Source organism: Bradyrhizobium sp. T-1, from assembly GCF_053592855.1.
Genome location: NZ_CM132115.1, coordinates 464,631 through 485,295, shown reverse-complemented (window position 1 = coordinate 485,295; position 20,665 = coordinate 464,631). Strand labels below are relative to the sequence as shown.

Below are 20,665 nucleotides of genomic sequence, written 5' to 3'. Positions count from 1 at the left end.
CTAATGCGCCGTGGCTTCGCCGGCGAACAGGAGATCGTGGATCTCCTTCTCGAGCCGTCCGGCGCTGCCGTCATCATTGCTGACCTTGTCGACGTCGATCACCTCGGCCTTGACGCGGCCGGGATGCGGCGACAGCAGCAGGATGCGGTTGCCGATGCGGATCGCTTCCGCGATCGAATGGGTCACGAACAGCACGGTGAACTTGGTTTCGCTCCAGAGCTGGAGCAACTCGTCCTGGCAGGTCCGGCGCGTCAGCGCGTCGAGCGCAGCGAACGGCTCGTCCATCAGCAGGATGTCCGGCTCCATCGCCATGCCTCGCGCGATCGCAACGCGCTGCTTCATGCCGCCGGACAGCGTGTGCGGATAGGCATCGACCACGCGGGTGAGACCAACTTTCTCGATATAGGCCCGCGCCCGCATTTCCGCGTCCTTGCGCGAAAGCTTTCGCGCGGTGAGCAGAGGGAACATCACGTTGGCCAGCACGCTCTTCCAGGGCAGCAACTGGTCGAACTCCTGGAAGATCATCATGCGGTCGGCGCCGGGACCGTGGATCTCGCGGTCGCCGATCGTCATGCGGCCTTCGCTCGGCGACATGTAGCCGCCGACGGCCTTGAGCAGGGTCGACTTGCCGCAGCCGGACGGTCCGAGCAGCACGAAGCGGTCGGACTTGTCGACGGTGAAGCTCACTCTCTCGGTGGCGGTGACGACGGCGCTGGAGGTCTTGTAGCGCAGCGTCACGGAGCTGACGTCGAGCAGCGCCATCAGTTGCCCTTCAGATCGTGCGCCACGGGGAGATAGTAGTCGGTCCAGGCCTTGGGCTGGGTCTTCAGCGTGCCGGTCTTGTAAAGATGGGCTGCGAATTTCATCGTGCCCTGCGGCTCGAGATTCCACTCCATCATGCCGGGTTGCTTCAAGAGATCGAGCAGCTCCTCCACCGAGGTCTTGTCGCCGGTGATCTCCTTGTAGATCTCGACCGCCTGCTTGGTGTCGCTCCGGATCAGGTCCTGCGCTTCCTTGGTCGCGTCACGCACCGCCTGGATGATCTTGGGATTAGCGTCGGCGAATTTCGTCGTAGTGAAGAACTGCGCCTGGCTCAGCGGACCGCCCATCACATCAGGCGAGTTCAGCACGACGTGCGCGCCCGGCACGTTCTTCAGCTCCAGGAAGCTGAACGGCGGGATCGAGAAGTGGTTGTGCACCTCGTGCTTGGGATTGGCGAGCGCCGCATAGGCGTCGGGATGGCCGAGCTGCACGGTGTTGGCGTCGAGCTTCGACCATTGGTCGGCGCCGAAGGTTTCGGCGGCGGCGATCTGCAGCACGATCGCCTGGGTGGAAACCTTCACCGTCGGCACCGCGATCTTGTCGCTCGGCCCAAAATCCTTGATCGACTTGATGTTGGCATCGCGGCTGATCAGCGTCATCGGCTGCGCCGAGGTCGCGACGATTCCCTTCACGCCGCCGCGGGTGCGATCCCACAGCAGCAACAGATTGCCGGTGCCGGTATTGAGAATGTCGACGCCGCCCGCGAGCAGCGCATCGGTCTGCGCGCCACCACCGGAGAAGGTGACCCATTTGGTGGTGACATTGGGCACGCCGAGGCTGGCGGCGTGCTTCTCGATCAGCTTCTGCTTCTCCATGATGTGGCTCGGCATGTAGAAAATACCGGGCTGCCGCGACAGGGAAATCTCGGATTTCTGCTGCGCCCGCGCCGGCGAGGTCGACAAGACGGCCGAGGCGATCAGGGCGACGGCTGCACAGCCACGCTGGAATTGTGTGATCATTGTTGTTCGTTTCCTCCGGCTGGCATTGACGCGCAGCCTAACTGATGCACTAATGCATTAGTGCATCAAAGGCAAGCCCGCCGGAGCCGCCATGGAACCAGCCCATCCCGCGCCACACGCGGCCGTCCGCCCCGGCGCGCGGCTCGACCGTGCGCGACAGGCCGCGCCGCAGGTGTTCGAGCGGCTGCGCAATGCGATCATCGCGCTCGAATTGCCGCCGGGCTCATCGCTGTCGCGCACCGACCTCGCCGCGCAATTCGGTGTCAGCTCGACCCCGATCCGCGACGCCTTGATGCGGCTGGAGGAAGAAGGGCTGGTCGACGTCTTTCCACAGCACGCGACCGTAGTCAGCCGGGTCGATGTCGGCCGCGCCGAGCAGGCGCATTTCCTGCGCCAGGCGCTGGAACTCGAGATCGTCCGGCTGCTCGCCGAACACCATGATCCCGCCCTGGTCGTCCGCCTCGATCATGCGATCGCGCTCCAGCAGCAATTCGCCAAGGCCGGAGATTTCGAGAGCTTCATCGCCGCCGACAATGATTTCCACGCCCAGCTCTATGCCGCCGCCGGAAAGCAGGACCTCTGGATGCTGGTACGAAGCCGCAGCGGACATATCGACCGGCTGCGCCGGCTGCATCTACCTTCGCCCGGCAAGGCGCAGAACATCGTGCGCCACCACAGACTGATCATGCGTGCAATCGAGGCGGGCGAGGCCGATGCTGCACAACAGCATCTGCGCAAGCATCTGTCCGGCACGCTGAGCGAGCTCGACACCATCCGCAGCCACCATCCCGAATACCTCACAGACTGACCGCACGGGCTGCTCTGACGGCTTGCGCATGCAAGCATGCATATGAAAACGCGTCGGAATTCGCCCGCCATATGCAAACTCGTCCGATCGGCCGCGAAGTGCTTGCAGGACAGGTACAATCCGCGCAACAATTTCGCATTTGGAGCTTTGATTTGGGTCGCTGGGTGCATTCCCATCCGGCCCGGAGGTTTTAACGTGGCCAACATCCTGATCGTGGATGACGATCCGGCCGTTCAGTTGACAATCCGACTGCTGTTGGAGCGGGCCGGTCATCACGTGACGGTCGCCGGCGACGGCCGCAAGGGGCTAACTCTGTTCGAGGGCAGCCAGTTCGACCTGCTGTTCCTCGACATCTTCATGCCCGGCATGGACGGGCTGGAAACGATGCGCCACGTCCGGGCCCTGCAACCGGCGGTCCCGATCATCGTCATTTCCGGTCGGTCGATCACGCCGGACGCCTACGCCGAACCGGACTTCCTGAAGATGGCGACCAAGCTCGGCGCGGTCGCGAGCCTGCAGAAGCCGTTCCGGGCCGACGCGCTGCTGGCGGCGGTCGACGGTTGCCTGAAGTCGAGGGGGTCCGATGTCAGTGCCAGCCGCCGATGAGGGGAGCATCACCGCCCCCCAAGGCCAGAGCAGGCGCGATCGTCCAGGGAGCCCCGCGAATGTTCCCGTGAGGCTCGGAACGACGCTTGCGACACGTCTCGCCATCGCCATGATTCTGCTGGTGGCGATCACCGTGGGCGCTGTCGGTTGGCTCGGCTATCGCAACACCACGCAGGCAGTCATCCCGCGCGTCCTGGAGCGGGTCGGAGCCCAGTCACGCCTGTTGGCGAGCAATCTTGAATCCTATGTTGCCGGAGTGCGCGGCGATCTGATCGGCTATCGCGCCGCAGCGGCCATCAACGGCCTGATCCGCGCCCACACCGGTGGCGGCACTGATCCTGCTGACGGGGTCTCGGAGCAAACCTGGCGCGAACGGATCGCGGCGCGGCTCGCAGCCGAGATTGAGGCCAAGCCCATCTATGGGCAGTTTCGGATCATCGGTGTTGACGACGACCAGCGCGAGCTGGTCCGGGTCGATCGCTCCGGACCGAACGGAGCAGCACGGATCGTTCCCGACGGCGAACTGGAGCGCAAGAGCGACCGGGCCTACTTCCAGGAAACGATACGGCTCGGGCCGGGCGAAGTTTATGTGTCGCCCATCGATCTCGCCACCCGGCACGGCGGGACGACGGCCCTGCACGTTCCGACGCTGCGCATCGCGATGCCGCTGTTCGCGCCGGACGGCAAGCCCTTCGGCATCATCATTGCCAACGTCGACATGCGGCCGGCGCTCGATAGTGTCCGCTCGACCGAATCCTCAGGCGGCGCGATCTACGTCGTGAATTCGCGGGGAGATTATCTCGTTCACCCCGATCGCGCGCGGGAATTCGGCGCACCACACGATCGCCTCAATGACTGGCGCAAGGACTTTCCATATTTCGCCTCCTTGATTGGCACGCTGGACGCTTCCACGCGGCTCATGACCGATGGATCTGGCCGGCCGAGTGGCGCCGCGATCGCGCCCGCGCTGCTCGCGGGCAAGGATTGGGTCGCCATCATCGAGACGATTCCGGCGCCTGTGTTCGGTCTCGTGCCAGCGGCCATTAAAAAGACCTCCTTGCTCGTCGGTGTGCTGGCCGTCCTCGCCGCGGCCTCGCTCGCCGTGCTGCTGGCGCGCTCGCTCACCCGTCCGATCGGGCGCTTGACTACGGCAGTGGAGGCCATCGGCAGCGGACGCTCTGCGGACATCCCCGTCGATGCACCGGGCGAGACCGGCGCACTCGCGCGGGCCTTTGCCCAGATGGTCGAAGAAACGCGCGCGAAAGCGGCCGCGCTCGAACGCGAGGTTGCGGAGCATCGCCGCACCGAGGCCGCGCGAAACCATCATGCGGCGCGCGAGCTGCTGTTCAGCGCCGCCGTCGAATCGTCCGACGATGCGATCGTGATGCAATCCCTCGACGCCATCATCACGGGCTGGAATCCTGCGGCCGAGCGTCTCTATGGATATTCGGCGAACGAAGCGATCGGGAAATCCACCTCCATCATCGTCCCGCCCGACCGTCGCGAGCACGGCAAGGATTATTTGGGGCGGATCTCGAGGGGCGAGCCGATCGAACGCTTCGAGACGGTCCGGCTGCGCAAGGACGGCACGCCGGTCGAAATTTCACTCAGCCTATCGCCGATCAGGGGACCCTCGGGCGAGATCATCGGCGCCTCCGGATCAGCGCGCAGCCTGACCGAGGCGCGGCGCGCGGAACGGGCGCTGCAGCAACAATTGGAGGAGCGGCGGCAGCTTTTCGACACCTCGCAGGATCTGATCATGATCATGAACGCGCGCGGCCAGGTCGTGCAGATCAGCCCGAGCAGCGAGACCATTCTCGGCTACCGGCCCGACGAGATGATCGGGCGCAGCGGCGCCGATTTCATCCATCCCGACCACCTCGATCAGTCCCGCGAGGAGATGCGCGAGCTCAAACGCGGCGGCCATCCCAAGCTTGCCGACACGCGCTGCCTCCACAAGGACCACCGCGAGGTCTGGCTGTCATGGCTCGGCAACTGGTCGGATCAGGCCAAGCGCTACTTCTTCGTCGGGCGCGACATGACCGAGGCGAGGTTGGCCGCCGAGTCCTTGCGTGAAAGCGAGCAGCTTGCGCGCAACATCGTCGAGACCGCGCTCGACGCCTTCGTCCAGACCGATGAGCGCAGCACTATCCTGAACTGGAGCTCGCGAGCCGAGGAGCTGTTCGGCTGGCGGCGCGACGAAGCGCTCGGCAAGAATGCGGTCGACATGATCGTCGCGGAGAGCGAGCGCGAAAGGGTCAGGGCCGGCCTCGCCCGTTTCCTCGAATCTGCGGAAGGCCAGACCCTCAACCGTCGCCGCGAGCTCAAGGTTCGCCGCCGCGACGGCAAGGAATTCAAGGCCGAGCTGAGTGTCACGGCGCTGCGGCGCCGCGAGGGCATCCTGTTCAACGTGTTCTACCGCGACCTCACCGACAAGATTGCCTCCGAGGAGCGCATCCGCCACGCCGAAAAGATGGAGGCAGTTGGCCAGCTCACCGGTGGCGTGGCGCACGATTTCAACAACATCCTCACCGTCATCACCGGCACGATCGAAATCCTGGCCGATGCAGTGGCGAAGGAACCGGGGCTTGCCGCGATCACGAAGATGATCGACGAGGCCGCCGGCCGCGGCGCCGAGCTGACCCAGCATCTGCTCGCCTTTGCACGCAAGCAGCCGCTGCAGCCGCGCGAGATCGACATCAACTCGCTGATCATCGACACCGCAAAGCTGCTACGGCCGACGCTGGGCGAGCAGATCCAGATCGAATCCGTGTTCGAGGACGAGAGCTGCGTCGCGGTCGTCGATCCGAACCAGCTCACCACGGCCATTCTCAACCTCGCGCTCAACGCGCGCGACGCGATGCCGCGCGGCGGCAAGCTGATCGTGGAGACGGGCGCTGCCTATCTCGACGAGGTCTATGCCAGCGCCAACGATGTCCCGCCCGGACATTACGTGCTGATCGCGGTGAGCGACACCGGCACCGGCATTCCCGCGAGCATGCTGGCGCGCGTATTCGACCCCTTCTTCACCTCGAAGGGGCCGGGCAAGGGCACCGGGCTCGGACTCTCCATGGTCTACGGATTCATCAAGCAGTCCGCGGGCCACATCAAGATCTACAGCGAGGAGGGCCACGGCACCACGATCAAGATGTATCTGCCGCCGGGCAAGACCCCCACGGCCGTGAGCGACGGCGTGACGCCGATGGCAGCCGAAGGCGGACACGAGACGATCCTCGTGGTCGAGGACGACCGTTTGGTGCGCGAGTATGTGCTCGCGCAGCTGCACTCGCTCGGCTACGTCACCCTGCAGGCCGCCAACGCAGCGGAAGCATTGGCGATCGTCACCGCCGGAAAGCCGTTCGACCTGCTGTTCACCGACGTGATCATGCCCGGCAAGATGAACGGGCGACAGCTCGCCGACGAGGTGCTGAAGACGCGTCCCGACCTCAGGGTGGTCTATACGTCAGGCTATACCGAGAACGCGATCATCCACCACGGCCGGCTGGATTCGGGCGTGCTGCTGCTGGCGAAGCCGTATCGCAAATCCGATCTGGCGCGCATCATCCGCAAGGCGCTGAGCGCGTGATGTTTGGGAGTCGTTCCGGACGCGCGTAGCGCGACCCGGAAGCTCGAGATTTTCAGGTGCGCAATTGCGCACCATAGCTGGATGCTCCGCATCGCCCCGGAATGACCGAAAGAAACGTCCGCGATGCAACCGAGCCCTAGGACGCCCGCTGGGCTGCGGTCATCACGATGCGGATGAGATCGGCGGCATTGCGTGCGCCGAGCTTCTTCATGATGTTGGCGCGGTGATCCTCGATGGTGCGCGGGCTGATGCCGAGCGTACGGCCGGCCTCCTTGTTGGAGGCGCCGGCAGCGAACTGCTCCAGCACCTCGCGCTCACGGCGGGTCAACGGCTCGCGTCCGGGGAAATGCAGTGAGCCGAATTTCGGTGACGCGTTCTCCGCCTGCCTGCGTGCATAAGCGCCGATCGCCTCGTCGAGCCGGCCGACGATCTCGCTGCCGCGGAATGGCTTCTCGATGAAATCGAGCGCACCGCTCTTGATGGCGCCGACCGCCATCGTGATGTCGCCTTGCCCGGAGATCATGAAGATCGGAGCCGGATAGTCCTCGCCGTGCAGCTCCTTCAGAATGTCGAGACCCGACTTTCCGGGAATATGCACGTCGAGCAGGATCGCAGCGGGTGTGCGGTTTCGCGCCACGGACAGCAGTGCTGCGCCGTCCGCAAAACAGATCACCTCATAGCCCGCCGCCTTCAACACCATCGACAAGGTGTCGCGAACAGCAGGGTCGTCATCGACCACGAAGATCTCACCACGGGAGCTTTGTTCGACCATGTGCCACGTCCATTCGCCAAATCGATCGCCAAAGTCGATCGCAAAGTCCATTCGGCATTCAAGGACTCGCGTCCGCGCCTAAAGTCATGGCTTTCGGCGCAGATTCGGCCCACCCCGCATTTGTACGGGACATGAACTTAACGCACAAGTAGCGCTGAGGTGCCTTATTGCGGGAGACGGAGAATATCCATGCTAAATTACGCAGGCACGCCCCCGCTTGCCGCGATGGCTGAAACGGACAGCCGAGAGCTGATCGCAGCTGAACTTCGCTCCCTGATCGCCCGCATCGAGATCAGTATGCGTCTGATCGACGCGGCGATGGAGCCCGACGACGATCGCGCTGTCGTGAGCGCCGACCTGGGTTCCACCGAGATTGTCGTGCTCGACGACGTGACGCCCCGTTATGCCACGGCGAGCGCCGCCCTCAACGCCTGCCGGGCGGAGCTCGGCCAGGCCCTTCAGAACCTGTCGGAATCCGTCAATCCGGCATAGGCCGGGATTGGCGCGGCCGATCGGCCGCAGCCGTTGCATGGCAGCTCCGCACCTCAGGCGCGGTGCCGCTCCACGATTGCGTCGGTGGCGACGCCGCCCCAGGTATGGATCGTCGGCAATCCCATCGCGGTCTTTCCGAGATTGGCGAGGCTGATGCGCAACGCCGCGAGGTCCAACGGCTTCGGCAAGCTCTGAAGCTCGATTCCGACGGAGCGGGCGAAGCTGCGCGCAGCGCTGCGGCGCTTGCCGTCCATGCCGCTGATCACGATCACCGAGCCCGAGAATTTCGCCGCCGCCATCTCGCGCAGCACGTCGATGCCGTCGCCGTCCTCCAGCACCAGATCGAGCGTCACGCAGTCGAAGCGCGCCGCGCGCAGCTTTTCGATGGCTTCCGCAACCGACGGCGCAACGGCAACTTCGTGGCCGGCCTGCTTGGCGGCGACCGTGATCAGGCTGCGCTGGGTGGCGTCGTCATCGACCACCAGGAGCTGAAGCGCGCGCCGTTCGGCGACGTCGGACAGGTTTGACGAAATGGGAGAGAGAGAGCTTCTTGGCATGGCCGGCCCCTGAAATTGCGACCTGCCGTTGATACATGGCACGCGCTTAGGCCACGTAAAGCCGGGTCTGCGAATTCGGTCGGATGTTTTCAGAAAATGTGAAGCAATGCGTCAGCGGAGGGCGGCGCCGTTCGCGTGGCGATCACGCCACTGCATCATGGCCGCTGGCGGCGCCGCGCTTCTTGCGGTTCTTGCCGCGCAGGAACTGGATGTCCATCTCGGCGCCGTTGACGCGCACCAGCTCGCAGCGGCGGTAGGCCAAGCCCGTGGACGACAGCAGCAGGAAGAACTCCTTCAGGTTCAATCCCTGGATCGAACCTTCCACCGTGAGGATGGCATCGGTGTCGGAAATCGCGTTGAGCGTACAGTCGCGCCGCCACGTGCCGTCGATGGCCATGATGCAAACATCATAGCCCCGACTGAAGGTGACGCGCTCTGCGCCTTTGCCATCCTCGGCCATGCCTATCGTCCTGCCATCGCCGCCATCCGCGGCGCCTCGGCGGCCGGCCTGGCCGCCGCCGCACGCGGATCGTTCGGCTTGTAGAGGCCGCGGCGATCCGCAATCGGCCGGAACGTATCGGTCAGTCCGACCACGGTTTCAGCCGCGCCGAGCACCAGGAAGCCGTCGGGCTCGATCTGGCGGGCCAGACGGTTGAAGATGTTGATCTTGGTCTCCTGGTCGAAATAGATCAGCACGTTGCGGCAGAAGATGACATCGAACGTACCGAGGTGGGAGAAGTCCTGGAGCAGATTGAGCTGCCGGTGCTGGATCATCGCGCGCAGCTCGGGATTGACCTGCCAGGTCTCGCCGGTCTGCTTGAAATATTTCATCAGCATCTGGATCGGCAGGCCGCGCTGCACTTCGAACTGGCTGTAGACGCCGGACTTGGCCTTCTCGAGCACCTCCTGCGAGAGGTCGGTCGCGATGATCTCGACACGCCATCCGGTGAGCGCCGCGCTCATCTCCTTCAGGGTCATCGCCAGCGAATAGGGCTCCTGCCCGGTCGAGCCTGCGGCGCACCAGATCCGCACGCTGCGGCGGCCGGCCCGGGCCTTGAGGATTTCCGGCATGATGGTATCGCGGAAATGGTCGAACGGGACCTTGTCGCGAAAGAAAAAGGTCTCGTTCGTGGTCATGGCTTCGACCACGCTGGTGATCAGCGCGCTCGAGCCGCCTTGCAGCTTCTGCACGAGCTCGGGGATGCCGGAGAGGCCGGCCTTGCGCGCCAGCGGCAGCAAGCGGCTTTCGATCAGATATTGCTTGTCGGCGGACAGGTCGAGACCGGAGCGCTCTTTCAGCAACTTACGCAGATACTCGTAATCAGGCGCGTTCACAGGATACCTCTTGACGCTACTGGCAGGTGTGTTTTCAGGCGGCCGTCTCTTCTTCGCGCGCGACCAGCCCGACTTCCTGGAACTTCGCCAACACGATTTCCTTGTCGAACGGCTTCATGATGTACTCGTTGGCGCCGCCGCCCATCGCTTTCGTGATGTGGTCGATGCCGTTCTCGGTGGTGCAGAACACCACCTTGGGTTCGTCGCCGCCGGGCATGCGACGCAACGTCCCCAGGAACTGGAAGCCGTCCATGACGGGCATGTTCCAGTCGAGCAGGATGGCTTCCGGCATGGCCTTCTTGCAATGGACCAGGGCTTCGACGCCGTCTTCCGCTTCGATGACCTGGAAGCCCAGCGCTTCGACGATACGGCGCGCGACCTTGCGAACGATGCTGGAATCGTCAACCACCAAACAGGTCTTCATCTTGGTTCTCCGGCTTAAATGTCTTTCGTGAAAGTTCAGGCAGCCATTTGCACTTCGGTCTTGAGCTCGAGGACGCGATCGACGTCGAGGACGACCATGAGCTGGCCGTCGAGGCGGTGGACGCCGCCGGCGAGCTTGGCCATGCGGGGGTCGAGGTTGACGGGGTTCTCTTCCTTGCTGTCCTCGGCCAGGCGCAGCACCTCGCCGATCTGGTCGATCAGCAGGCCATAGGATTCACCGCGCAAATCGACGCCGACCGCCATCGCCGTCTTGCCGTCCTCAGGCTTGGGCAGGCCGAGCCGGGCGCGCATGTCGACCACGGTGACGATGCGGCCGCGCAGGTTCAAGACGCCTGCGATCTCGCGCGAGGCCAGCGGCACGCGGGTGACGCGCTCGGGCATGAACACGTCCTGGACGCGGGAGATCGGCAGGCCGAACAGCTGGCCGCCGATCATCGCGGTGACGTATTCGACCATGGCGCCTTCGGTGGACTGCGTCTTCTTGCTCATCTCGTGTCTCCTCAGGTCCCGCTCAGGCTGCCGCGCGGCTCAGCTCGGAGGCGCCGGCCGCACCTGCGGTCTGCTCCTTCAGCGCCGCGATCAGACCGGGACGGTCGAACTTGGCGACATAGTCATGGAAGCCGGCCTGGCGGCCGCGCTCGATCGCCGCCGGCGACACCAGCGCCGAGAGGCCGATGATCGGCATCGCGCCCAGATTGCTGTCGGAGCGGATCACTTCCGCGAACTCGAACCCGTTCATGTCGGGCATCTCGATGTCGGTCAGGACCACGTCGAAGCTCTGCGCGCGGAGCGCCGCCAGGCCCTCCTGCGCAGTCGGCGCGGTACGGACGCGATAGCCGGCCGCCTTCAGCACCGGCGCCAGCATGTTGCGGAAGAACGCCGAGTCGTCGACCAGCAGCACCGACTGCGAGTGCATCGACGGCTTCATCTCCTTGCGGGTGAACCAGTCGGAGAACGCCATCGGCAGGAAGTGGCCGACGTCGATCACCTCGGTGGCCTGGCCCTTGATCACGGCCGAGCCCAGAATGCCGCTAGCCGAGCCGCCGACCTCGATGTTGAGCCGTTCCTCGACGATGTCGATGATCTCGTCGACGACGAGGCCCATGGAGCGGCCGTCATCGGCAAACACCAGGATCGGCTGGGCGCCTTGCGAGGCGATGGTGACGCCGTCCATGGAGACCAGCGGCATCAGCTGCTCGCGGTACTGCACCATGTAGCGGCCGTTCGAGAACTCGATCTTGTCGGCGGGGAGCTCTTCCAGGCGGGTGACGAGCCCGAGCGGGACCGCCTTCGGCTGGGACGAGCCGGCGCGGAACACCAAGAGCGAGGTGGTCTGCTCGCCGCTTCCGATGTGGTGCGCGCCATTGTCATCGGCCATGTCATGGGCCGAGGAGCCGGCGGCGCCGAGCGCCTTGGCAATGCCGTTGGGGTCGATGATCATGATCACCGCGCCATCGCCCAGAATGGTGTTGCCGGAGAACATGTCGATGTGACGCAGCTTGGTCGACATCGGCTTCACGACGATCTCTTCCGTATGGAAGACGCCGTCGACCACGATACCAAAGGTCTGGCTGCCGACCTGCGTCACCACGATGAAGCCGTTCTCGGGATCGGAGGCCGCGCCGTCGTCGATCTTGAGCAGCTTCTTCAGATGGATCAGCGGCAGCAGCTTGTTGCGCAGCCGCAGCACCGCGGTGTCCTTGATCCGCTCGATGCGGTGCTCCGAGTTGGCGCGGGCCCGCACCAGCTCGACCACCGAGAGCTGCGGGATCGCAAAGCGGTCGCCGGCGGCTTCGACGATCAGCGCCGAGACGATCGCGAGCGTCAGCGGGATCTTGATGGTGACGGAAGAGCCTTCACCGGCCACCGACTTGATATCGATGGTGCCGCCGATCTGGTCGATATTGGTGCGCACCACGTCCATGCCGACGCCGCGCCCCGACACCGAGGTGATGGCGGCCGCGGTCGAGAAGCCGGGCGCGAAGATGAACTTGTGGATCTGGGCTTCCGACATCTTCTCCAGCTCGGCCTCGGTGACGAGACCGGAGGAGAGCGCCTTGGCCTTGATCTTCTCGGTGTTGAGGCCGCGGCCGTTGTCGGCGATGCAGATGATGATGTGGCCGCCCTCGTGATAGGCGGACAGACGAATGGTGCCCTGCTCGCCCTTGCCGGACGCAAGCCGCTCGGCCGGGGTCTCCAGGCCATGATCGGCGGAGTTGCGCACCATGTGGGTGAGCGGGTCCTTGATCAGATCGAGCACCTGGCGGTCGAGCTCGGTGTCGGCGCCGTGCATCTCCAGCTCGATCTGCTTGCCGAGTTCGCTCGAGAGGTCGCGGACGATGCGGGGCAGCTTCTGCCAGGCATTGCCGATCGGCTGCATGCGCGTCTTCATGACGCCTTCCTGCAGCTCGGCGGTGACGTTGGAGAGGCGCTGCAACGGCACCTTGAACTCGGTGTCCTCGTTGCGGCGGGAGATCTCCAAGAGCTGGTTGCGGGTCAGCACCAGCTCGGAGACCATGGTCATCAAATGCTCCAGCGTATCCACGTTGACGCGGATCGACTGGTTGGCGATGCGGTCGCCCTCGGAGGCGCCCTCGTCGGCCATCGACTTCTTCGGCGCGGCCTTGGGCGCCTTGGTGTCCTTCGGCGCTTCAGCAGCCGGCGCGGGCTCGGCCTTCACGTCGGCCTTCACTTCGGCCTTGGCTACCGGCGCGGGGGCCGGCGCCTCGATCGCGGTCTCTCGGAAGGCGCGCTCGAGCTCGTCGAGCGAGACTTCGCCCGGACGCAACGGGCGCTCCAGGGTCTGGTCGATCAGCGTGCCCGTGGTCATCTCTTTGGCAGGAGCCGCAGCCGGGGCTTCCGGCACCAGCGGCGGCGCGTCGGCAACGGGAGCAGCAGCGCCTGCGGCCGGCATCGGCTCCGCCGAGCCGGACATAGCCGCCATGCCCTGCTCGACCATCGCTTCCAGCTTGTCGATGAGATCGCGGTCGTTGCCCTCGGGCTCGGCTTCGGTCGCCTCCAGTCCTGCGAGGATCTCCTTGATGCGGTCGATCGAGGACAGGATCACCGTCACGGCCTGGCCGGTCACCGGCATGCCGTCGCGGAATTTGCCCATCAGCGTCTCGCCGGCATGTGCCAGCGCTTCAAGCCGCGGCAGGCCGAGGAAGCCGCACGTACCCTTGATGGTGTGGACCAGGCGGAAGATGTTATCCAGGATCTTGGCGTTGTTCGGCTCCTGCTCGAACTTCACCAGCTGATTGTCCACGGTGTCCAGGCTCTCGCTGGTCTCCGTCAGAAACTCCCGCAACAGATCATCCATAAGCTACGCCTTACTGAGCTGGACCTCGACGCCTGCGCCGCGTCTGGAATCGGCGGAAGTCCGCTCCTAGATCGTTAGACAACCCATTTCACGGTCCCGTTAATTTCATCCTCCGTGCTAATACGGATATTGAAGCGAAGTTTGCCGTTCGACCGCATCAGGCTGGCGTTTTCGCCCAATCCGGCACGCAGCATCGGGCTGGAGACGCGACAGGTAAACGCCTTGATAACAGCGTCACGACCAGCGCAAAAAAATCCTGCCAATGTTGGGGGCTACGCACGGGCCGCGCGAATTGAATCAAATCACGCGCAATCGGAATCGCCTTCGCGTCCATCCGTCGAAGGGCCGGTGAAACCCGCGAGATCCGCGCTCGCGGTAAATGGACTCTTACCTCACGCGCGCCGCGAACTCTAACACGCTAACCCAATCGCGCAGCAGCGGCTTGGTGCTCGGCGAGACAGTCTCTGATCACGGCCAGCAGCGCATTCGGCGTGAACGGCTTGCGCAGGCAGCGCGCAGCTCCGAGCTCCAGCGCCATTCTCAGGAAGTCGGGCGCAGGCGAATTCAGATCCGCGAAGGCATAGCCGGACATCGCGATCAGCGGAGTAGCAGGCGCGCGGTCATGAAAGAGCCGGATCGATTCGAACCCGCGCATGTGCGGCATGAAGATGTCGATGATCATCAGGTCGAACTGTTCGTTCTCGACAGCTCGGAGCCCCGCTTCTCCGCCGTCCGCAATCGTCACCCGAAAATTGTTGCGCTGGAGATAGATCTCGATGGCCATGGACACCATCGGGTCGTCGTCGACAACGAGAATATGGCGCAGACTTTCTGTCGTCGTTTGAATTTCCCGCTTCGGCGATTCAATAATTGAACCGTGGCGCACGCCTTTCTCCTCTTGCTTGCATTGAAATGGTGATGACTGCGCGCGCAGTCGGCCTGGTACGGCATGCGCGCGGGATGATTGCGAGATCTGCGACCAGGCCGGACAAAGGCGCGAGGCAAAGTCTGACGGCTGAAGAGAAGCGACGAATGAACAAGATGGCGTCGACCGGCGAATGCCCGATGGAAAGGCAGATCCAATATCTGCCGTGGGTTGCCAGCTTCCGGCTCATGAGCCCCCTGCCACACTTTCCCGGGTTGAGACGCATCACTGACTCGCCGGGCGCGCGAATCAACGCGCTGTTCTCATTTCCGCCGCAAATGCGACAAGCTGTCTGCCCTCTAACGGGTATATGGACAGCGACACAACCATTACAATAAATTTGTACCGCCGCGCAACTGGATGTCGAAGACGCGGCGCTGATCTCTCATGGAACCGGGCTGGATTGATCCTGCATGACCGCGAGCGGCCCACCGCCCAACCGATTGCTGCAAATGCTCGACGCAGCGGACTTCGATCTGTTGCGTCCTCATCTCGTCACGATCGAATTGGTCAGAGAGACTGTCTTGGGTGAGACGGGCGCGGCGCTGCGACACGTCCACTTCCCGCACCATGGAACGGTTTCGATCACAGTGAGCCTGTCCGAGGGACAGACGATCGAGGTGGCAATGCTCGGTCGCGACAGCATTGTCGGCGGCAGTGCGGCGCTTGCGGACGGGATCGCGGCGTCAGACGCTGTCGTGCTCTTCCCTGGAACCGCTTCCGCGCTCGACGTCACGGCTTTTCGAACCGTCGCCGCCGCCAGCCTACCGTTCCGCAACCTGATGATCAGGCATGAGCAGGCGCTGCTCGCATATGCGCAGCAATCCTTGCTCTGCAATACGTTGCACCCGGTTGAGGCGCGCCTGGCGCGCTGGCTGCTGCGGGCCCGAGATCTGTCAGATAGCGAAATCCTGCCGCTGACGCAGGAAGTCTTGGCCCAGATGATGGGCGTGCGGCGCAACGCCATTTCACTGGTCGCGCATGCACTGCAACGTGCCGGGGTCATCCGCTATAGCCGGGGCCAGATCGAGATCACCGATCTAGGCGCGCTGCAAGCCACCGCTTGCGACTGCTATACCGCCGTGAAGGCCCATCACACGCGTCTGTTGACGAGACCGCCTTGATGCCAGCGCGACGAAATTTGGCTGCATGCTGGCGTGTGCACACAAGGCGATATCGATTGATTGCCGTGCCGCGCCTGTCAACACTGAACCAATTGCCAATATATCCCAATGGAAGCATGTTGGAACCTGTTCGGGCAGAGAGCGGTGATTTCGCCGGCGGGCGCATTCACCGGCGAGGCGACGGGAGGCAGCTTTGGAAACGATGGTGCGCCCATCCAACGGTTTCCTGTCGGCGCTGTCGACAGACGACTATGAATTGATCCGTGCACATCTGCGCACGGTCGATCTGCCCCATGAGGCGGTGCTGGTGGAAACCGGCGAGACGCTCAAGCGCGCCTACTTCCCCCACCGCGGCGTGATCTCGCTGGTCGTGAAACTCGCCAAGGGCGAGCATGTGCAGGTCGCCATGATCGGTCGCGACAGCCTGCTCGGGACGCTCTCGACCATGGGCGACGCATGCGCGCTCAACACGGCGGTCGTGCTCGTTCCCGGCGCCGCGTCCGTCATGGACCTTGACCAGCTACGCGTCGCGGCCGAACAGAGCCCCACCGTGCGGACCTTGCTGACGCGGCATGGGCTCGCCGTTTACGCGCAGGTTCAGCAGACCGCGGGCTGCAACGCGGCGCATCCGGTGGAGTCGCGGCTGTCGCGCTGCCTGCTGCACACCCATGATTTGTCCGGCGATTACCGCCTGCTGCTGACGCAGGAGGCGATGGCGCAGATGATCGGGGCGCGGCGCAACAGCGTATCGCTGGTCGCCAACACCTTGCAGCAGGCGAATTTCATCCATTACAGCCGCGGCCACATCCAGATTCTCAATCTGGACGGGCTCCGCCAGACGGCCTGCGAATGCTACGCCACCGTCAAGGCCCAGTACGACCGGCTGCTTGGGGCCTGACGGCAGGCACGGTGCCGCGCATGGTAAAGTAAGTGCTTAACGCCGCCCTCAAACACCGCGCGTCTCGTGACCAGAACTGCAATCGGAAAGGCGTAGATGTCCCGGACGCCGCATAATAGGGACCGGGACAAGCATGTTCGACGCCGCATTCGCACCCGCGCCAGGCGCGCACGACACCGCCCCCCTGCGCGACCTTGAACCGCTGCGCGACCTTGAACCGCTGCGCGAGCCTGGCGCGTTCGACGCGCTGGTGCGCGAGATCGGGGAGGACGGCGCCCATGAGGTGCGCGCGGTGTTCTGGAGCGATACCAGCGCACGGCTCCAGCTGTTTCACACGCTCGCGCTCGGCCAGCATCGGGCCAAGATCGCGCGCGAGGCGCATTCACTGAAGAGCACGGCCAGGACGTTCGGCTATCTCCGGCTCGCGGCGCTGGCGTTGCGGCTGGAGAGCACCGCCGACAGCCTCGCCGACGCCGAATTTGGCGATCTGCTGCAGCAGATGGACGCGGCCTTTGCCGCCGCAAAGGCGCAGGAGCCGCAGGGTTGACCATCCCGTCGAAAAACCCGCCGTACTTATACGGTTTGCAATTTTCACAGATGACTAATCATAGGTGGCGATAGTCGCCGGAAACCAGGAGGGTTTCCATGTTCACCTATGAGACTGCGGACCAGAAAGAGGTCCGTCGCTTCCGCATCGCGCAGTTCAACGGCCGGATGGCAACGGTGAAGGCGGGCGAGTCCACGGTGACGGGTTTTGTCCGCTCTGTGCTGGAGCAGGAATCGACCATCCCGCCACGCTGGACCATCACGATCATCCCGAATGCGCCGAAGGAAGAGCCGAAGCTGCTGCGGCCCACCTCGCGCGCGCGCCCCTTCGCCGAAGACTATTTCTAGGCCCGGCCGCGAAGATAGCGCCAGCCGACAGGCTCAATCGATCGAATGCAGCAGCGCCGCGCGGACGAGGTCCGCGGTGTTGCGCGCGCCGAGCTTGCGCATCGCTTCTGCCCGGTGGCTCTCGAAGGTGCGCGGGCTGATCTGCATCCGCAGTGCCCCCTGCTTGTTCGAAAACCCCTCACTGATCAGCCTCAGCACTTCACGTTCGCGCTTGGTCAGCCGCTTGCTCGACAGGCTCGAGAGCTCGGAGCTCGGCTCGCGCGGTGGCGGGAGCACCCGGCCGACCTTCAACTCGACCTCCTCGGCCGTCGACGGCGCGGGCAGACCACCCTTGTGTGGGCCGGCGAGCTGCTTGACCAAGCCGCAGACGCGCTCGGTCTGCGCCAGCGCGTTCTCTACCACCTGCTGCAAATAGGCGCGGTCGCCCGCAACGGGCGCGAGCTGATCGCTGTGATGTTTGATCTCGCCCATGTAGAGCAGGAGTGCGGTCAGGGGACCATTGAGCTCGCGAGCGATGGCTGCAGCCATCTCGTCCGCCGCCTTGGTACGGGCGGCATTCAGCCGGACGAAATCGAGCTCTTCGGGCGCAGAAGCGCTGCTTTCGAACCATTCCGACGGCCGCGAATCGGTGACCGTATCGTTCTGTGACCCCATGTGACTCGTTTAGCGGAACCCGGGGCGAACTGTGGTTAACTTTTCGCTCCGTAAGACTACGGCTATTTTGTCTGTTTTGCGCCGAAATGCCGACATCGGCACAATTTATGCTTGCGCACACTGGCTTGGGACTATGCAGAGGTTGATAAAACTGCCCAAATCATAGGCAGACACCGAAACGCCTCCTTAACGGCCGCTCCCCCGCCCGATCCCGCCGCCCCCGGATTTTACGGATTAATTAACGGCGGCTTGCTTCTCTATGTCGCAATTGAGAGCGCGCAAATGCCTCCATGCATTGGGCCGATCAGGCCTGCTGGATCGTTGCGAGAGATTGCGTGCCATGGACGGGATCGACGAGTTATCGGAGTTTTTGCAGAAGCTGACGCCATTGTCGCGCAGCTGCCTGCTCAGCGAACTCGAGCGGCTCGAGCTGTGCGGCATCGACATGCCGGGCTCGACGGAGATTCAAGCCAAGCTGCGCGCCGAATTTCGCAAGGACGGGTCGACCCAGGCGCGCGCGACCAACCCGTCGCGCTACTTCTTCGCACCGCTCGAGCTGCTGCTGATCGACGGTGCCCCCGAGCACGCCAATGCGGGACGGATTTCGCGCAACACGCTGACCCCGATCTGGGAATGGATCTGCCGCGACCTTCTGCCGACCATGGCGCGCGACTACATCAAGGCGATCAACGACCAGGTCACCGCCAACAATCCCAAGGAAGTGCTGAAAATCGCAACGACCTTCCAGGTCAAGGTCCTCAAGGTGCTCGAGAACACCCTCGCATCGGCGGAGAGCACCGAGTTCGCGCGCGGCAAGCTCGCGCAATACACGGCTTCGCGCACCGCCTTCGACGACGTCAAGAAGATGCAGCAGGTGCTGCGCGCCGGCAACGCACTGCCGAAGTTCAATGAGAAGCTGCCGGCGGCGATCGCAAAATTCGGTGACGGCCAGGTCGCGCAGATCACCGCGCAGCTCGACGCCTTCAAGAAAGCCAATCCCGAGGCACTGCCCTTTGCACTGGCGCTGGTGGCCCGGCGCTTGAAGATGTCGTGGCAGCTGGTGCGCCTCGCCACCAAGGCTGCGCCGAGCAAGAGCGCGGCCGACGTCGCGGCTGCACCTTACGCCTGCGTCGTCCCCATGGTGCTCGACCGGCTCGACGACAAGCGCCTCGCGCTGAGGGTTGCGCTCCGGCACAACCGCGTGCTGGTCGCGCGCGACCTGCTCGCCGAGATCTACGATACCGAATACGCGCTCAAGGTTCGCATCGACGGCATCGAGCATTGCGAATGGGGTGCTCGGCTTCAGCAATTGATGGATGCGATCGCAGCGCTGGTGTCCGCCGAAGTCAGCCGCTTTCCCGCCAATGTCGGTCACATCCTGGGATCGCGACGGCTGCGCAGCCAGGACACGCTGGGTGGCAAGCTGACCTACCTCGCCTGGAAGGGGCGCGACGCCGTGCAGGACGGCGCGGCGGCGTTTCGCAAATTGATCGGGGCGACCTAGTTCCCGCAGCACTATTCGGGCGCATGCGGCATGCACAGGAAGCGATCGAGAAATCGTCCTGACATCACGAACCTGAACCACCAATAGATCATCCGCCGCGTCGTCATAGCTGCGATCCCTGACAGCCCACCACCGGCTACGTGGATCAATAGCGCATATGCAGCAATACGGATGTGAGGTGCTTCACACTCGCCCGTCCGGCACTTAGACGCGTTGTCGCATCACCGTCACGCGCGATGCCGTATCATGCGCGCATCGCGCGAAAATGAATTCGTGGATGGAACCCCTCCCCCCTATTCTCCGATGCATCGCATGCTGCATTAAAAGGACATTGGGATGAGATCGATCCGACTGAAATTGGCGGTGACCGCATGGCTCACGGGAGCGTGCGTGCTCGCTTCGGCCGCGATGGCGCAGACCGCGCCGCCTCCCGGCAACGCTGCGCCGACCGCCGACAATACCGTCTTGCTCACCGTCTTCTTCAAGCACGATCAGTCGCGCCCGCTTCATGAGCTGAATGCGCAGCTCGACAAACAGGGCTTTCGCAAGGCCTTTCCGCCGGCGGGGGTGGAGGTCGTGAGCTGGTACGTGATGATGGGCATCGGCCAAGTGGCGACGCTGCGGCTGCCAGCCTCGCGACTGCGCGAGGTCAACCGCATCATCGAGGACACCGCGTGGGGTCCGTACCGCACCGAGTTCTATCCGACCTACGATTACAAGCCGGTCGGCATGGCCGAACACGACAAAGCCACAAGCAATTGAGGCGTCCATTATTCAATTGGGCGAGGCGGGCAGAGCTTCGTCCAATTACAGGACACGGCCTCGTGCGACGTCGAAATGCGGGTCGGGAAAATCCTGCATGATTGTCGCACGCGCGCGCGCAGCGTGCGGCCAGACGTAAAGATTTCTCGAACCAGATCCGAACAATTTTAGAAATGATGGGGGCTTTAACGTTACCCAGATAAT

The 20,665-nt window shown here is 63.9% G+C and carries 21 protein-coding genes; 10 read left to right on the top strand and 11 right to left on the bottom strand.

Translation table 11 applies throughout. From position 1 onward, the window contains the following. On the bottom strand, positions 1–762 hold the full coding sequence (locus ACWAT4_RS02345; protein WP_212447259.1) for an ABC transporter ATP-binding protein: 762 nt from the start codon (positions 760–762) through the stop codon (positions 1–3). Further along, on the bottom strand, positions 762–1,781 hold the full coding sequence (locus tag ACWAT4_RS02340) for an ABC transporter substrate-binding protein (RefSeq protein ID WP_449729711.1): 1,020 nt from the start codon (positions 1,779–1,781) through the stop codon (positions 762–764). Before ACWAT4_RS02340 ends, ACWAT4_RS02345 begins: the two co-directional genes overlap by 1 nt. 91 nt (positions 1,782–1,872) lie before the next feature. Between ACWAT4_RS02340 and ACWAT4_RS02335 the strand changes: the two genes are divergently transcribed. The 3 genes from ACWAT4_RS02335 (at position 1,873) to ACWAT4_RS02325 (ending at position 6,781) form a co-directional block, all read left to right on the top strand. Next, the gene (locus tag ACWAT4_RS02335) at positions 1,873–2,589 is read left to right on the top strand and encodes a GntR family transcriptional regulator (protein ID WP_212303683.1); all 717 of its coding nucleotides are present in this window, start codon (positions 1,873–1,875) and stop codon (positions 2,587–2,589) included. 195 nt (positions 2,590–2,784) lie between these two features. Continuing rightward, positions 2,785–3,195 (top strand): response regulator, encoded by a 411-nt coding sequence (locus ACWAT4_RS02330; protein ID WP_449729710.1) that lies wholly within the window; start codon positions 2,785–2,787, stop codon positions 3,193–3,195. Next, on the top strand, positions 3,173–6,781 hold the full coding sequence (locus ACWAT4_RS02325; protein WP_449729709.1) for a PAS domain S-box protein: 3,609 nt from the start codon (positions 3,173–3,175) through the stop codon (positions 6,779–6,781). Before ACWAT4_RS02330 ends, ACWAT4_RS02325 begins: the two co-directional genes overlap by 23 nt. Positions 6,782–6,917: 136 nt before the next feature. Here the strand turns inward: ACWAT4_RS02325 and ACWAT4_RS02320 are convergent, their stop codons facing one another. Continuing rightward, on the bottom strand, positions 6,918–7,553 hold the full coding sequence (locus ACWAT4_RS02320) for a response regulator transcription factor (RefSeq protein WP_212303686.1): 636 nt from the start codon (positions 7,551–7,553) through the stop codon (positions 6,918–6,920). 189 nt (positions 7,554–7,742) lie between these two features. Here ACWAT4_RS02320 and ACWAT4_RS02315 point away from each other — a divergent pair, with 189 nt between their 5' ends. After that, positions 7,743–8,045, top strand: coding sequence for a hypothetical protein (locus tag ACWAT4_RS02315; RefSeq protein WP_449729708.1), 303 nt, complete (start codon positions 7,743–7,745; stop codon positions 8,043–8,045). 53 nt (positions 8,046–8,098) lie between these two features. Here ACWAT4_RS02315 and ACWAT4_RS02310 read toward each other — a convergent pair whose 3' ends face one another. The 7 genes from ACWAT4_RS02310 to ACWAT4_RS02280 all read right to left on the bottom strand — a co-directional run bounded on the left by ACWAT4_RS02310 (position 8,099) and on the right by ACWAT4_RS02280 (position 14,526). Next, on the bottom strand, positions 8,099–8,602 hold the full coding sequence (locus tag ACWAT4_RS02310) for a response regulator (RefSeq protein ID WP_212303688.1): 504 nt from the start codon (positions 8,600–8,602) through the stop codon (positions 8,099–8,101). A gap of 142 nt (positions 8,603–8,744) precedes the next feature. Further along, positions 8,745–9,062: a PilZ domain-containing protein gene (locus ACWAT4_RS02305; RefSeq protein ID WP_128963451.1), complete on the bottom strand. Its 318-nt coding sequence runs from the start codon at positions 9,060–9,062 to the stop codon at positions 8,745–8,747. A 2-nt stretch (positions 9,063–9,064) separates the two neighbouring features. Continuing rightward, entirely contained in the window at positions 9,065–9,937 is an 873-nt protein-coding gene (locus ACWAT4_RS02300) for a CheR family methyltransferase (protein WP_449729707.1), read from the bottom strand. Positions 9,938–9,971: 34 nt separating this feature from the next. Continuing rightward, positions 9,972–10,361 carry a response regulator gene (locus tag ACWAT4_RS02295; protein ID WP_188106496.1) on the bottom strand — a complete coding sequence of 130 codons (390 nt, stop codon included), beginning with the start codon at positions 10,359–10,361 and terminating at the stop codon, positions 9,972–9,974. Positions 10,362–10,396: 35 nt separating this feature from the next. Beyond that, on the bottom strand, positions 10,397–10,870 hold the full coding sequence (locus ACWAT4_RS02290; RefSeq protein WP_449729706.1) for a chemotaxis protein CheW: 474 nt from the start codon (positions 10,868–10,870) through the stop codon (positions 10,397–10,399). 22 nt (positions 10,871–10,892) lie between these two features. Continuing rightward, entirely contained in the window at positions 10,893–13,700 is a 2,808-nt protein-coding gene (locus tag ACWAT4_RS02285; RefSeq protein WP_212300029.1) for a hybrid sensor histidine kinase/response regulator, read from the bottom strand. A 418-nt stretch (positions 13,701–14,118) separates the two neighbouring features. Further along, positions 14,119–14,526 (bottom strand): response regulator, encoded by a 408-nt coding sequence (locus tag ACWAT4_RS02280; RefSeq protein WP_449731327.1) that lies wholly within the window; start codon positions 14,524–14,526, stop codon positions 14,119–14,121. 512 nt (positions 14,527–15,038) lie between these two features. Between ACWAT4_RS02280 and ACWAT4_RS02275 the strand changes: the two genes are divergently transcribed. From ACWAT4_RS02275 to ACWAT4_RS02260, 4 genes are all read left to right on the top strand, one after another. Continuing rightward, complete coding sequence (locus tag ACWAT4_RS02275) at positions 15,039–15,749, top strand: Crp/Fnr family transcriptional regulator (protein WP_212428206.1); 711 nt, start codon at positions 15,039–15,041, stop codon at positions 15,747–15,749. A 202-nt stretch (positions 15,750–15,951) separates the two neighbouring features. Further along, on the top strand, positions 15,952–16,647 hold the full coding sequence (locus ACWAT4_RS02270) for a Crp/Fnr family transcriptional regulator (protein WP_449729705.1): 696 nt from the start codon (positions 15,952–15,954) through the stop codon (positions 16,645–16,647). 133 nt (positions 16,648–16,780) lie between these two features. After that, positions 16,781–17,194, top strand: a complete 414-nt coding sequence (locus tag ACWAT4_RS02265; RefSeq protein WP_212428208.1) for an Hpt domain-containing protein — start codon at positions 16,781–16,783, stop codon at positions 17,192–17,194. Positions 17,195–17,292: 98 nt separating this feature from the next. Further along, positions 17,293–17,541 (top strand): hypothetical protein, encoded by a 249-nt coding sequence (locus ACWAT4_RS02260; RefSeq protein WP_212303114.1) that lies wholly within the window; start codon positions 17,293–17,295, stop codon positions 17,539–17,541. Between the two features lie 33 nt (positions 17,542–17,574). Here ACWAT4_RS02260 and ACWAT4_RS02255 read toward each other — a convergent pair whose 3' ends face one another. Further along, positions 17,575–18,195 (bottom strand): LuxR C-terminal-related transcriptional regulator, encoded by a 621-nt coding sequence (locus tag ACWAT4_RS02255; protein WP_449729704.1) that lies wholly within the window; start codon positions 18,193–18,195, stop codon positions 17,575–17,577. A gap of 340 nt (positions 18,196–18,535) precedes the next feature. Between ACWAT4_RS02255 and ACWAT4_RS02250 the strand changes: the two genes are divergently transcribed. Beyond that, the gene (locus tag ACWAT4_RS02250; protein ID WP_212303116.1) at positions 18,536–19,699 is read left to right on the top strand and encodes a hypothetical protein; all 1,164 of its coding nucleotides are present in this window, start codon (positions 18,536–18,538) and stop codon (positions 19,697–19,699) included. A gap of 336 nt (positions 19,700–20,035) precedes the next feature. After that, positions 20,036–20,461, top strand: coding sequence for a hypothetical protein (locus ACWAT4_RS02245; RefSeq protein ID WP_212303117.1), 426 nt, complete (start codon positions 20,036–20,038; stop codon positions 20,459–20,461). The last annotated feature ends 204 nt before the right edge of the window (positions 20,462–20,665 follow it).